Source organism: Serratia sp. Tan611 (assembly GCF_905188235.1).
Classification (GTDB): Bacteria; Pseudomonadota; Gammaproteobacteria; order Enterobacterales; family Enterobacteriaceae; genus Serratia_B; species Serratia_B rhizosphaerae.
Genome location: NZ_LR994655.1, coordinates 663,847 through 676,682 on the forward strand (window position 1 = coordinate 663,847; position 12,836 = coordinate 676,682).

General features: G+C 63.7%; 13 protein-coding genes. 8 read left to right on the plus strand and 5 right to left on the minus strand.

Going from position 1 to position 12,836, the window contains the following annotated elements:
• Positions 1-21: 21 nt before the first annotated feature.
• Positions 22-387, plus strand: a complete 366-nt coding sequence (locus tag TAN611_RS03055; RefSeq protein ID WP_105229636.1) for a cupin domain-containing protein — start codon at positions 22-24, stop codon at positions 385-387.
• Between the two features lie 30 nt (positions 388-417).
• Here TAN611_RS03055 and TAN611_RS03060 read toward each other — a convergent pair whose 3' ends face one another.
• From TAN611_RS03060 to TAN611_RS03075, 4 genes are all read right to left on the minus strand, one after another.
• Positions 418-1,224, minus strand: coding sequence for an alpha/beta hydrolase (locus tag TAN611_RS03060; RefSeq protein ID WP_203067279.1), 807 nt, complete (start codon positions 1,222-1,224; stop codon positions 418-420).
• 29 nt (positions 1,225-1,253) lie between these two features.
• Positions 1,254-2,366 carry a class II histone deacetylase gene (locus TAN611_RS03065; RefSeq protein WP_203067280.1) on the minus strand — a complete coding sequence of 371 codons (1,113 nt, stop codon included), beginning with the start codon at positions 2,364-2,366 and terminating at the stop codon, positions 1,254-1,256.
• The gene (locus TAN611_RS03070; protein WP_203067281.1) at positions 2,363-3,556 is read right to left on the minus strand and encodes an MFS transporter; all 1,194 of its coding nucleotides are present in this window, start codon (positions 3,554-3,556) and stop codon (positions 2,363-2,365) included. The genes TAN611_RS03065 and TAN611_RS03070 overlap by 4 nt, the downstream gene beginning before the upstream one ends.
• 86 nt (positions 3,557-3,642) lie before the next feature.
• Positions 3,643-4,302, minus strand: a complete 660-nt coding sequence (locus tag TAN611_RS03075) for a LuxR family transcriptional regulator (protein WP_105229640.1) — start codon at positions 4,300-4,302, stop codon at positions 3,643-3,645.
• A gap of 495 nt (positions 4,303-4,797) precedes the next feature.
• On the opposite strand from TAN611_RS03075, the gene TAN611_RS03080 reads away from it, so the two are divergent.
• The 7 genes from TAN611_RS03080 to TAN611_RS03110 all read left to right on the plus strand — a co-directional run bounded on the left by TAN611_RS03080 (position 4,798) and on the right by TAN611_RS03110 (position 12,175).
• Positions 4,798-6,504 (plus strand): arylsulfatase, encoded by a 1,707-nt coding sequence (locus tag TAN611_RS03080; RefSeq protein WP_203067746.1) that lies wholly within the window; start codon positions 4,798-4,800, stop codon positions 6,502-6,504.
• Positions 6,501-7,685: an anaerobic sulfatase maturase gene (locus TAN611_RS03085; protein WP_105229641.1), complete on the plus strand. Its 1,185-nt coding sequence runs from the start codon at positions 6,501-6,503 to the stop codon at positions 7,683-7,685. Before TAN611_RS03080 ends, TAN611_RS03085 begins: the two co-directional genes overlap by 4 nt.
• 66 nt (positions 7,686-7,751) lie before the next feature.
• Positions 7,752-9,245 carry an APC family permease gene (locus TAN611_RS03090; protein WP_105229642.1) on the plus strand — a complete coding sequence of 498 codons (1,494 nt, stop codon included), beginning with the start codon at positions 7,752-7,754 and terminating at the stop codon, positions 9,243-9,245.
• The gene (locus TAN611_RS03095; protein WP_203067282.1) at positions 9,220-9,807 is read left to right on the plus strand and encodes a DUF3156 family protein; all 588 of its coding nucleotides are present in this window, start codon (positions 9,220-9,222) and stop codon (positions 9,805-9,807) included. The genes TAN611_RS03090 and TAN611_RS03095 overlap by 26 nt, the downstream gene beginning before the upstream one ends.
• Positions 9,800-10,582 carry an SDR family NAD(P)-dependent oxidoreductase gene (locus tag TAN611_RS03100; protein ID WP_105229644.1) on the plus strand — a complete coding sequence of 261 codons (783 nt, stop codon included), beginning with the start codon at positions 9,800-9,802 and terminating at the stop codon, positions 10,580-10,582. The genes TAN611_RS03095 and TAN611_RS03100 overlap by 8 nt, the downstream gene beginning before the upstream one ends.
• 10 nt (positions 10,583-10,592) lie before the next feature.
• On the plus strand, positions 10,593-11,393 hold the full coding sequence (locus tag TAN611_RS03105; protein ID WP_203067283.1) for a molybdenum cofactor biosynthesis F family protein: 801 nt from the start codon (positions 10,593-10,595) through the stop codon (positions 11,391-11,393).
• On the plus strand, positions 11,390-12,175 hold the full coding sequence (locus TAN611_RS03110) for an SDR family oxidoreductase (protein ID WP_203067284.1): 786 nt from the start codon (positions 11,390-11,392) through the stop codon (positions 12,173-12,175). The genes TAN611_RS03105 and TAN611_RS03110 overlap by 4 nt, the downstream gene beginning before the upstream one ends.
• Positions 12,176-12,181: 6 nt before the next feature.
• Here the strand turns inward: TAN611_RS03110 and hpaR are convergent, their stop codons facing one another.
• Complete coding sequence (gene hpaR, locus TAN611_RS03115; protein ID WP_105229646.1) at positions 12,182-12,634, minus strand: homoprotocatechuate degradation operon regulator HpaR; 453 nt, start codon at positions 12,632-12,634, stop codon at positions 12,182-12,184.
• Positions 12,635-12,836 lie beyond the last annotated feature (202 nt).

Consider the following 12,836-nt stretch of genomic DNA (forward strand, 5'->3'; position numbering starts at 1 on the left):
TTACAACCAGAGGAAACCAAAATGAAACCACTTCTGCTTAAACAACCCTTGCCGGCGCTGACGGAGATCGGCAGCGTCAGCAACCTGGGGGCGACGGTGATTGCCGGCGAACCGACGGTCAGCGTGGCGATGATCGACGGCGCGCCCGACGACAACCTGAGCTGCGGCGTGTTCAGCTGCACCCGCGGCAGCTTTGTGATGGAGTATCCGTTTGCCGAGCATGCGACGGTGTGGGAAGGCACGGTGACGCTGACCGATGAAGCCAGCGGTGAAGCGGTGCAGTATCAGGCCGGCGACGCCTGGTTTGCGCCCAAGGGCGCCAGAGTACGCTGGGACATCACCTCCGATCGCTTTGTAAAGCACTACCTGGCGGTAGTGAACGGCTGACAGACCGGCCCCGTGGGGCCGGCTTTTCCTCTAGCGCAGCGTGCGTTGGATAAACGCGCTGACAAGCTGCAGCGTCCGATCTTTGTCGATCTCATGGAAAATTTCATGGCGGGCGCCGGGCAGGATCTCGGTGTGGAAATCGCTGCCGCGCAGCCGTTCGAGGGTGGTGCGGCTCTCCTCGCTTAACACCAGACGATCGTCGCCGCCGTGCAGCCACAGCGTAGGCAGCGCGCCGAAGCCCGGCCCGGCGTCGATGGTCGCCAGAAACCGCCGTATCGCCTGCAGCGTCGGGCGTTTGAACGGCCCGTGCCACACCAGCGGATCGGCCTGATAGGCGACGCCGACCGCCGGATCGCGCGACAGGGTGCTGACGTCCAGCGGCGTATCGGGGATGGTCTCCATGTCCTGCAGATCGCCGATGGCGGTATGTTCGCCCAGCAGCGGGCCGGACAGCACCAGCGCCCGGACGTCGTCGCCGAAGCGTTGTACGTAGCGCGTGGCGATCATGCCGCCCATCGAGTGGCCGATGACCACCAGCGGCAGATCGGGATGCTGACGGCGAATCTGCCCGACGGCCTGCCGCACATCGTCGACCACCGCCTCATAATCCTCAATCAGCACCCGTTCGCCCTGCGACAGCCCGTGGCCGAGATGGTCCGGGCCGAAGACGCGTGCGCCCAGATCCTGCAGCGTGCGCGCCACGTAGTGGTAACGGCCCAGATGCTCGCCGTAGCCGTGTACCAGCAGCGCCAGAAAACGCGGCGCGTCATGCTGCCAGTCATGCAGCGCGATATCACCGCGCTGCCCCTTGATAAAGCTGACCTGTTGTTGCGACATACCGTCCCCTTGTGAGTGTTCCTCTTTGATTATAGGTCGAATTGTCGCGCCAGTTGGTCGAGGGCTTCACGCTGGAAGCGGTTGAAGTCCGCGCGCGGCTGCTGCTGCTGAATAAAGGCCAGCAGCGGGTCCTGCACCTCGGTGCGGACGCCGCTCAACTGCTCCATTACCGCCAGCCCGCAAAACGGCACGTAGGACTCGGCATAGCCGCCCTCATGCACCAGCAGCAGTTTGCCGTCGCACAGCTGGTCGGCGGCCTCCTGCACCAGTGCGGTCATGGCGCGGAAGCTGTTGCTGTGCAGCTGCATGCGCGCCAGCGGATCCATCGCGTTGGCGTCGTAGCCGCAGGCGATAATTATCGCCTGCGGGCGGAACTGCGCCAGCGCCGGCAGCACGATGCGCTGCATGGCGTACAGGTAGCTGTCGTCGCCGGCGCCGGCCAGCAACGGAATATTGAGGTTATAACCCAGGCCGGCGTCGGCGCCGCGATCCTGCTCGCCGGCATAGCCGGCCGGGAAGCAGCCGTCCTGATGCAGCGAAATGGTCAGCACGTCGTCGCGCCGCCAGTAGATGTGCTGGGTGCCGTTGCCGTGGTGCACGTCCCAGTCAATCACCGCCACCCGATCAAGGCCGCAGCTCTGTTTGGCGCGTTCGATGGCGATAGGAATATTGGCCAGAAAGCAGAAGCCCATCGACTGTTCCGGCAGGCAGTGGTGGCCCGGCGGCCGCGACAGCGAATAGGCGTTGTCGAGCTCACCGCGCAGCACCGCCTCCAGCGCGCTGCAGGCCAGCCCGGCGGACAGCCTGGCGATTTCGTAGCTGCCGGGGCCGAGCGGCGCTTCCTCACCCAGCAGGCCGCCGCCGTTGTCGCTCAGCTGCTTGAAGCGTTGCAGATAGTGGGGCGGGTGAATACGCTGCAGGTCCTGTTCGTCCGCCAGTTCGGCGCTGCGCAGCTGCAGCTGACGCGACAGGCCGGAGACGTCCATCAGGTTTTTCATCCGCCGTTTGGTTTCCGGCGATTCGGCATGGCTGGCGCCGGCGGGGGGCTGCACCCAGCCGCCGACCGGCAGCGTGGTGGCGTGCAGCCCGGTGCTGTGCCAGAAGCAGCGTTCATCGAAGAAAAAGCCGGTGTTTCTTTTCACGTTGCAGACTCCTTGTTAAAGGGCGCGCGCGGCGCGCGGGATGCCAGCGAGATCAGCAGCAGCGACAGCAGGGCGCAGCTCAGTGCACCGCCGAGCAGCGCGCCGAAGCCGCCGAAAAATTGCAGCAGATAGCCGGCCAGCAGCGGACCGATGGCCATGCCGCCGCCGATGACCAGGTTGATGCCGTTCATCAGTTTGCCGTTGTTATCCAGCCCGGCGACGGCCGCCAGCATAAACGGCAGTACGAAGGTCCAGGTGAATTTGAACAGCACCGCCGCGGCGGCAAAGCGCGCCAGCTGCGGGGTGGCGAACAGCAGCATGATACTGGTCAGCAGCAGCAGGTAGCCGAAGACCATCAGCCGCTGTCGCTGACGATGGTCACCGGTCAGCGCGGCCACGCTGGCGCCGGCGATGCCGAACAGCGTGGCGATGGCCAGCACCTGGCCGCCGTGCACCGCCGACAGCCCGGCGGCGGCGCCGATATTGCCGATAAACGTCCAGACCGCGCTCAGACTGATATAAAAGCACAGTACTGCCGCCACCGCGCACAGCTTGCGCGCGACCGGGGCGGGGCGGCGGGACGTTGTCGTCTGCGGCGCCGGTCGGTAGCCGTCGGGAAAGGCGGCGATCAGCGGCAGGCAGCACAGCATCAGCGCCGCCAGCAGCAGGTAGACCGCCATCAGGCCGAACTGGGCAAACAGCGGCGGCAGCGCCAGCAGGCCGATCGCCCCCAGCGCCAGCTGGCCCAGCACCCAGCAGGCATAAACCCGGCTGGCGTTGCTGACGCCGGCGGCGCAGGTAATGCAAAGAATCATCAGCGTGCCACCCGCCAGCGAGGCGATAAAACGCAGCGCCAGCAGCGGGCCGAAGCCGCTGACCAGCGCCGAGGCCAGATTGCCGAGCAGAAAGACGCCGGCCGCCAGCCAGGCGACCCGACGCCAGTTGATGCGGCTCATCCACCACCAGGCCGGCAGCGTGGCGAGGCTCATCGCCCCCAGCTCGCAGGCGAACAGCCGGCCGATCTGCGCAGGCGTCAGACGCCATTCAGCGGCCAGCTGCGCGGCGATCGCCGGCGCGGTCATCAGCACGCCGGGTGCGATGGCGGCGAAGGCGATAATGGCGATCAGCAGCTTTGGCGGGCAGGGCAGCACCGCCCGCTGGGCAGGCGCGGAAAAGGCATCGCTGGACATAAATATATCCTTATGGCTGGCTATGATTTTATTGCGGCTGACGATAATAACGGCAATGTATTTCGCCAGGCTGGCGGCGGAACCTATTATCCCTGGGCGATAAATCCGCTGGACACCAATTCGGTGCGGTTTACCACTGCGGTTTTAGAAAATATATTGCGCATATGAGTTTTCACCGTGGAGAGCGAAATACCCAGCTTTAAGGCAATGCGTTTATTGCTGGCGCCTTCGCGCACCAGGTTGACAATTTCCTGCTCTTTGGCGGTCAGCAGCTGCGCTTCGCCCTCGGGCAGCAGGTCGCGCGTCGCCAGCTCAATCAGCGGCAGCACCGCGTGCAGCCGGCCGCGTTCCAGCGCGGTAAACGGCGTATCACGGATTAATGACACCCCGGCGACGATGCGCTTGCGTTGGCGAATAAAGATTTCGGTCATATCGCGCATATTATTCGGCAACATAAAATCATGGTAATACTGGCGGTTATTGGCGATGGCCGCCGGCGTCATATTTACCATGGTAATATCGTGCCGATGAAAGTTGGCCGGTTTCATCGGATCAATATGCTGGAAATCTGCCAAATATTGCCGATGCGTATTGGCGGAAATGCCCTGCAAAATATAATGCTCGGGTTTTAACTGGCTGTTGACCAAATAAAACACGCCGGCGGAAACGGGAATAAGATGCGCGATGGTGTTCAGGCAACTGGCAATAAAGGCATCGTTCGCCGCGGGCGCTGATGGTGTCTGCATAATGTCCTGCCCTCCCTTTATCGCCCTTAGCTCGCCGGCGCGACCGCCGGGATCCGGGCACTATTGTGCGTAGTGGGGATCGGTTAATATGTGAACGATAACAGCATAGTTGTCGCAATTATGCAACACAATAAAAACATATTAACAACGTGAGGTGGCTTGCAATAAACTACATAAATAACAATGAGCCAGAGCGGTAATTGTCACGTTTCTAATGCGTGAATCCTGCCTTTTTATTAAAACATTAATAAAGTTTTTCGCCGCTTGTTCTCTGAATTTTCACCCGATTTTCTGCCCTGCGGGCGATCGCATGCGGCGCTGCGCGTGACGCTACCGCCGCTGACGATGCCGTTTTTCCCTCGTCCTTAAGAACGATAGTCAAAAATTTCTTTTGCTTTCTACACTCGAAAATTACGGCTGATGAAAAAGTATACCGGCAATTTTCCGCAGGCCGTTAAGAAGAAAAAATGATGATGCTTCAGGAGCGAAATGGCGATGAAAAGAAAAGTGGTGGCAGTGGCGTTGAGCAGCGTGGTGTCAGGCCTGGCGCATAGCGCGCCGGGCGAACGGCCCAACGTATTGATTATTGTGGCGGACGATATGGGCTATTCCGACATCACGCCGTTTGGCGGCGAAATCCCGACGCCCAATCTGCAGGCGCTGGCAGAGCAGGGCGTACGCATGAGCCAGTTTTATACCTCGCCGATGTCGGCGCCGGCGCGGTCGATGCTGATGACCGGCAACACCAACCAGCAGACGGGAATGGGCGCTATGTGGTGGTATCAGAACACCATTGCGCGTCCGGGCTATGAAATGCGCCTGACGGATCGGGTTGTTACGCTGCCGGAGCGCTTTCGCGACGCTGGCTACGCCACCATGATGGCGGGGAAATGGCACCTGGGCTACTCCGACGGCGCGCGGCCGACCGATCGCGGTTTTGAACGGGCTTTCGCCTTTATGGGCGGCGGAACCAGTCATTTTAACGATGCGAAACCGCTCGGCACCGTCGAGGCGTTTCACACCTTCTATACCCTGAACGGCAAGCGGGTGTCGCTGCCGCAGGATTTCTACTCCAGCGAGGCCTATGCCCGCCAGCTGACGCAGTGGATCGATGACACGCCGCAGGATAAACCGATTTTCGCCTATCTGGCGTTTACCGCGCCGCACGATCCGCTGCAGGCGCCGGATGACTGGATCGCCAGGTTTGACGGCCAATACGACGCCGGCTACCAGGCGATTTATCAGCAGCGCATCAAGCGGCTGAAGGCGCTGGGTATCATTAACGACAATACGCCGCTGCCGTCGCTGGCGCTGGATAAGGCATGGCAGGCGATGACGCCGCAGCAGCAAAAGTATGCGGCGAAAACCATGCAGGTGTATGCGGCGATGATCGCCAATATGGACGCGCAGATCGGCAAGGTGATGCAGACCCTGAAACAGACCGGGCGCGATAAGAACACCATCGTGCTGTTCCTGACCGACAACGGCGCCAACCCGGCGCAGGGCTTCTATTACGGCTCGCAGCCGGACTACTGGCGTCAGTTTGACAACAGTTACGCCAATATCGGCCGTAAGGGGTCGTTTGTGGCTTACGGCCCGCACTGGGCTAACGTCAGCAACGCGCCGTACGCCAATTACCATAAGACCACCAGCGGACAGGGCGGCATCAATACCGACTTTATTATTGCCGCCCCGCAGCTGCAGCAGCATGGCACCATCGACCGTACGCCGATGGCGATCTATGACATTGCGCCGACGCTGTATGAATTTGCCGGCATCGACGCCGCCAAGCCGCTGAAAAAACAGGCGCCGCTGCCGATGGTCGGCGTCAGTTTCAAACGCTATTTCAGCGGCGAGGCCCAGGCGGCGCCGCGGCTCAACTACGCCGTGGAGCTGCACAATCAGGCGGCCTATGTCGACGGCGACTGGAAGCTGCGCCGGCTGGTGAAAAACGGCCCGCAGGCCGCCAGCGCGCCCTGGGGACTGTTCAATCTGCACGACGATCCGCTGGAAACCCGCGATCTGGCCGCCGAGCACCCGGAGATGGTCAAACGTCTCAGCGCGGCCTATCAGCGCTATGCCCGGCAGGGGATGGTGATTGAAGCAACAGGCAAGATGGTGGACTACCTCGGGGTGGATGCCGACGGCCATTATATCGGTATCGATCCGGCGACCCGCCAGCCGCTGGCGGAGGCGCCATGAATATCGATGCGCTGCGGGCGCGACAAATCCCGGTCAGCGGCGTAGCCCGCGCCGCCGCGCCGTTCCACCTGCTGGTGAAACCGGTCGGCGCCGGCTGCAATCTGGCCTGCCGCTACTGCTACTATCCGCAGCGCGGCGACAGGCCTAGGCGGATGGACGATGCGTTGCTGGCGCAGTTTATCCGCCAGTACATCGCCGCCCAGCCGCGTTACAGCCGGGAGATCAACTTTGTCTGGCAGGGGGGCGAACCGCTGCTGGCGGGCATCGGCTTCTATAAACGGGCGCTGGCGCTGCAGCGCCGCTATGCGCCGCCGGGCGTGATGGTCAGCAACAGTCTGCAGACCAACGGCACGCTGCTGACCGACGCCTGGTGCCGGCTGTTCAGAGAGCATAATTTTATTATCGGCGTCAGCCTGGACGGCGATCGTCAGACGCAGGACGCCCATCGTCCGGACCGGCGCGGCAACAGCAGCTATGACGCTGCGTTGCGCGGTATTGCGCTGCTGCAGCAGCACGGCGTGGCGTTTAACCTGCTGGTGGTGGTGCACGACGGCGTCGCCGACGCCGCCGCGGCGCTGTATGACCAGGTGACGGCGCTGGGGGCGCGTTTTCTGCAGTTTCAACCGCTGATGCTGGAGGGCGACGCGCCGGCGGGCGGCTATAGCCTCAGCGCGGCCAACTGGGGGCGCTTTATGCGCGATATCTACCGCCGCTGGCGGCAGCGCGGCGACGTGGGGCGGGTGTTTGTGATGAATATTGAGCACGTCTACGCGCAGTATTTCACCCAGGTCAGCCCCGACTGCGTGCATGCGGCGCGCTGCGGCGGCAACCTGGTGATGGAGCAGGACGGCGGCGTCTACGCCTGCGATCACCTGATTGACGAGGCCCACCGGCTGGGGCGCTTTAACGCCGGCGATGAGCTGGCGACGCTGGCGGATGCCGCCCGCGCGCTGCCTTTCGGCCGGCGCAAGAGCGTACGGCGCGAGTGCCAGCGCTGCAGCGTGAAGATGGTGTGCCAGGGCGGCTGCCCGGCGCATCTGGGGCCGGACGGCTATAACCGGCTGTGCGCCGGCTACTACGCCTTTTTCTCCGAGGTGCTGGCCCCGCTGCGGCGCTACCCGCGCGACGCCGGCGGGCTGGCGCTGTGGCGCAGCGCACAGCCTGAGGCATCTCGTCCATAAGGACGATAGTCAGCGTTTTCCTTTCCTCTCTATAGTGCGTTAAGCCAACCTGCAGAGGATATTCCGATGAACCTGTCGTCGCGCCTTTCCGCCCACCTTGAACGAGGCAAGGTGGGCTTTCCCACCACGCTGGCCAGCTCGGTCGGCGTGATTATGGCCAGCCCGGTGATCCTGACCGTAACCAGCGGTTTCGGCATCGGCGGCGATACCTTTGCGCTGGCGATGCTGATCGCTTTTGTGATGATGCAGGCGCAGCTCACCACCTTTGCCGAAGCGGCGGCGATCCTGCCGACCACCGGTTCGGTCTACGACTACATTTCCTGCGGCATGGGGCGCTTCTTCGCCATTACCGGCGCGTTGTCCGCCTATCTGATCGTGCATATCTTCGCCGGTACGGCGGAAACCATTCTGGCCGGCATCATGGCGCTGGTGAATTTTGAACATCTCAACACCCTGGCGACCAGCCATAACGCCTCATGGATGGTCGGCGTCGGGCTGGTGGTGATTTTCGGCCTGCTGAACGCGTTCGGCATTGAGGCGTTCGGCAAGGCGGAAATCGTACTGACCTTCGGCATGTGGAGCACGCTGGTGATTTTCGGCATCGCCGGCCTGCTGTCGCCGCCGGCGGTGGCGCTGCCCGGCTGGTTCGGCAGCGCGCTGGACGTCAGCGATCCCTTTGCGGTGTTCAGCCTGGTGGGGATGGCGATGTTTATGTTCGTCGGCTGCGAACTGGTGACGCCGATGGCGCCGGAGATCAAACGCTCGGCCTGGGTGATCCCGCGCGCCATGGCGCTGGGACTGTGCGGCGTTGCCGCCTGTATGGCGCTGTACGGCGCGGCGCTCAGCCATCAGGTGGAGAACGTGGTGGTCGACGCCGAGCATCATGTGCGCCTGCTGGATACGCCGATGGCGATCCCGGCGTTCGCCGGCCAGGTGATGGGCGAGTTCGGCAAATACTGGCTGGGCGTCGGCCTGCTGCTGGCCGGCGCGGCGACCATCAATACGCTGATGGCCGCGGTGCCGCGCATTCTGTACGGCATGGTGCTGGACGGCGCGCTGCCGAAGGCGTTCGCTTACCTGCATCCGCGTTTTAAAACGCCGGTGGTCGGCATTGCCGTGGCGGTGCTGATCCCCTGCGTGCACGCCTTCGCCATTCAGGGCGATCTGGAGCGCATTATCCCGATGGTGCTGGCGGCGGTGTGCGCCTGGGGCGTGGCCTACCTGCTGGTGACGCTGTCGGTGGTGCTACTGCGCATCCGCCGGCCGGATCTGCCGCGCGCCTATAAATCGCCGCTGTTTCCGCTACCGCAGATTGTGTCCAGCATCGGCATCGTGCTGGCGATTATCTATATCGCGCCGCCGGGCATGCCGCGCAGCGCGGTGTATATCCCGTTCGGCATCATGATCGGCCTGACCGCCGTGTACGCCCTGTTCTGGACGCTGTGCGTGCAGCGGGTCAACCCGTTCAAGCCGGTGCCGGTGGAGCAGGTGCTGATGCAGGCGTTGGATAAGTCGGAACGCGAGGAGGTGCAGTTTGATCGCCTTACGTCCCTCGGTTAACCGCGTCTGGCAGCGTGAACCGGCCGGCTACCGCGCCGGCAGCGCGCTCGACCGGCTGCAGGCGGATCTGCGTCCCTATGCCTGCGATCGGCTGTCCGCCGGCCGTCTATGCCTGACGCTGCCGCAGGGGCCGCAGCTTGAGATCAGCGAACGGCCGCAGGCGCTGTTTCTGGCGCATATCGTCAGCCACCGTTTTTCCCTGAGCGGCCGCACTGCGCTGACGGGCAGCGCCCGGCTGACGGTGCGCGGCACCGGCTGGTGGCGGCAACGCGGCGTACGCTATTGCACGGCGGGCGATGAGGCCGCCGCCCGGCAGCTTACGGGCTGGCTGGCGCGCTATCCGCAAATCGGCGCGACGCTGGCGCAGCTGGATTTCCGCCATGCCCAGCTGACGCTGGCGGCGGGGCGCTGGCAGTTCAGCATCGAACATTTCGCCGCCTGCGAGGTGGTCAGCCGCCTGCCGCCGGGCCGGCGCTATTTACGCCTGACCGCGGCGCAGCGCTGTCTGCTGCTCAGCGCGTGTCTGATGGTGGCGCAACTGATGGAGAAAATCGATGACTAGAACGGTGGTGATTACCGGCGGCGGTACTGGCATCGGCGCCGCCTGCGCCCGGCAACTGGCCGGGCAGGGCGATCGGGTGTTTATTGTCGGCCGCCGCGCCGCACCGCTGCAGGCGCTGGCGGCGGAGATTGGCGCCACGGCGCTGGTGGGCGACGCCGCCTGCGGCGACAGCTGGCGCGACACGCTGCTGCCGCAGATTATGCGCCAGGGCGGGCGTATCGACTGCCTGATCGGCAGCGCCGGCGGCATGGGATTAGGCGCGCTGGGCGAGATGACGGACGCCGCATGGCGGCAGGCGCTGGACAGCAACCTCAACAGCGCCTTCGCCAGCGCGCGCGCCTGCCTGCCGGAGCTGGTGAAAAGCGGCGGCAGCCTGCTGCTGGTGGCGTCGATTGCCTCGCTGGCCGCCGGGCCGGAGGCGTGCGGCTACGTGACCGCCAAGCATGCGCTGATCGGCCTGATGCGCTCCGTGGCGCGCGATTACGGCCCGCTCGGGGTGCGCGCCAACGCAATTTGCCCCGGCTGGGTGACCACGCCGATGGCCGATGAAGAGATGCGGCCGCTGATGGCGGCGCACGGCTGGACGCTGGATCAGGCTTACCGTCAGGTATGCCGCGACGTGCCGCTGCGGCGGCCGGCCAGCGCCGAAGAGATCGCCGAAGCGTGCTGTTTTCTCTGCTCGCCGCAGGCGTCGATCATTACCGGCGCCACGCTGGTGGCCGACGGCGGCGCCGGCGTGGTGGATGTGCCTACTCTGGCTTTTACTTCCCTATAAGGAGCGACAAATGCATTCAGAAGCGGTGTTTATTCAGGTTGGCGCACTGGCGGAGGGCTTTGCCCCCGACAGTCATACCCTGCAGGCGCAGGACGATTTGGCCGGGCAGACGCTGAGCCTGTACTTTGCCGACGGCGAGCGTCTCGACGTCTGCTTTGTCGACGGACAGACGATGCACTGGCGCGGGCAGCCGGCGGATTATCGCGCCACCGCGCTGCGCCCTGGCGTGCTGTTTATCGACTTCCTCGACCCGCAGCGCGCCAACGCCAGCATTACGCTGGTATGTAATCGGGCGCTGGGCAATTTCACCGCAGTGTACGGCCAACTGCCGGATGAGGCGCAGACGCGCCTGGACGCTTTCAGCCGGGTGGAGCAGGGGCTGCCGCTGACCGCGGTGGCGGCCGAGTTTCGCTTCGGCCGGCTGGCGGATGACGATGCGCCGCTGCCGGCGTTTACCGACGAACTGATCGGCATGCGCAATATGTATACCTACAGCCCCACCGAGCGCTATGAGCATATCTACCTGAACGACAATTTCTACGCCTGGCAATGTCTGGACGGGGTGGAGAAAGGGCTGGCGGACGTTGACCGCTGCCACTACGTCAAGGTGGCAGAGCAGCTGTATCTGTTTGTCTGGCGCGAAAAGATCATTCCGACCCTCGGCGTGGTGATGATCGATCTGCAGGGGCTGCGTACCGACGGCAAGATCCTCGGCTATCAGGGCAGCGACTTCAGCGCGCTGAGTAATTTTGCCGTCGGCGCGCATGCGCAGGTGCTCAATACCACCCGCCATCCGCGGAGCGGGGCATGACCTTCGCCGCGGATGCGTTCCGCGGGCAGGTGGTGCTGGTGACCGGCGGTGCGCAGGGCATCGGGCTGGCGATCGCCGGTGCCTTTGCCCGGCTGGGGGCCACGCTGGTGGTGGCCGATCTCCAGCATGATAAGGCGCGGCAGGCGGCGGAACAGCTGACAGAGCAGGGTGGGTCGGCGCAGGCGCTGGCGTGCGATCTGGGCGACGCGGCGCAGACCGCCGCGCTGGTGGCGCAGGTAACGCAGCGCTGCCGCCGGCTGGACGTGGTGGTGCATAACGCCGCCTATTTCCCGCTGACGCCGTTTGCCGAGATTGACCGCGCGCTGCTGCAGCGCACCCTCAGCGTCAACCTGATGGCGCCGTTCCATCTGGCGCAGGCGGCGCTGCCGTGGATGCGCCGCCAGGGCGGCGGGCGCATTCTGGTGACCTCATCGGTGACCGGGCCGAAGGTGGCCTATCCCGGGCTGGCGCACTATGCCGCCTCCAAAGCCGGGGTGAACGGCTTTATCCGCGCCGCCGCGCTGGAGCTGGCGCCTTACGGCATTACGGTCAACGGCGTGGAACCGGGCATGATCCGCACACCGGCGATGGCGAACCTGGGGGATGACGCCTTCAATCAGGCGATTGGCGGCGCGGTGCCGCTTGGCCGGCTGGGGGAGCCGGAAGATATCGCTGCGGCGATGGTGTTTCTGGCCTCTGCGGCGGCGGGGTATATCACCGGCCAGACGCTGGTGGTGGACGGCGGCGCGCTGCTGCCGGAGGCCCGGCCCGCCGCGTCCTGAGGGCCGTCACTTTTTGGCGGGATGCGCGACCAGGTTGGCGGGCTGCTGCTCGCCCAGGGTGATCAGCTCATCCAGCAGCGCCATCAACTGCTGCATTTTCTCCGGCGAGAACGCCGCCTCAATCTCACGGTAGCCCTGTTCAACCTGATGGCGCGCCACCTCATACAGCTCCTGGCCCTGCTGGGTCAGCGAGACATACAGCTTGCGCTGATCGTTAACCGGTTTCAGGCGGAAAATCAGCTTATCCCGCTCCATGCGCGACAGAATGCCGGTCAGGCTGGGGCGCAGAATGCAGGTCTGCGCCGCCAGCTCATGGAATTCGATCGAACGCTGGTCGGCCAGCACGCGGATGATGCGCCACTGCTGTTCGGTCAGGTTGTGGCTTTTCAGGATCGGGCGGAAAAAGCCCATCGCGGTTTCGCGCGCCTGCAACAGGGCAATGGTGAGGGATTCATGCATATGTCGGGCCTTTGCTATCAAAGTGTTGGCGCATCCGGCGTTCAGGCGCCGGCCGTTCGATTTTTATTAATAACTTAATAGTAGCCATATTTGGCGTCGTGGATAAAGGGAAAATGTGTCTCAGCGTGAAAAATAGGGCTTAAAAAGGCTAATTATTTGAAATATCACCAATATGTTTTGGGGTTGTGAATATTTTGTTATC